The organism is Vogesella mureinivorans (assembly GCF_007644035.1).
Taxonomy (GTDB): domain Bacteria; phylum Pseudomonadota; class Gammaproteobacteria; order Burkholderiales; family Chromobacteriaceae; genus Vogesella; species Vogesella mureinivorans.
The window spans coordinates 1-412 of sequence record NZ_VMTV02000299.1; the positions used below are offsets into that span (position 1 = coordinate 1).

Below are 412 nucleotides of genomic sequence, written 5' to 3' on the forward strand. Positions count from 1 at the left end.
TGCACTGCAAGACCTGCGACATCAAGGACCCGTACCAGATCATCAACTGGGTGACGCCTGAGGGGGCAGCCGGGCCGAATTACCAGAACCTGTAGTTGGGCGAGAGCGATGAATCAGAGCCGGCTGGTAGCGAAGCTGATCGCTCCGCTACCTGCACTAGACACGTCTGAGGCTTCTCCCAGAGATGTCGTCATGGCAGCTCTGACCTGGCCAACCGAAGCTTGGGCTCCCCAGGCCTTGGAGTGGATTGAGCAAGGCGTTGAAATTGACGGCGAGATTGCAGAGGCACTCGAGAGCTTTGCAGCCAACAAGCTCCACTCACAGACAATGAGGCACAAGGCGTTCGCTTTCGCAGCGAGGTGGCGGCGCAAGCAGGCGCTGCGCAGCTAGCTCGCCCCTTTGCAGGCTGGAC

At 60.0% G+C, this 412-nt stretch carries 1 protein-coding gene; it reads left to right on the forward strand.

Translation table 11 applies throughout. From position 1 onward, the window contains the following. Positions 1 to 95: 4Fe-4S dicluster domain-containing protein (locus FLQ44_RS09855; protein WP_147694263.1), on the forward strand; the 95-nt coding region annotated here is incomplete at its 5' end. Positions 96 to 412: the final 317 nt, after the last annotated feature.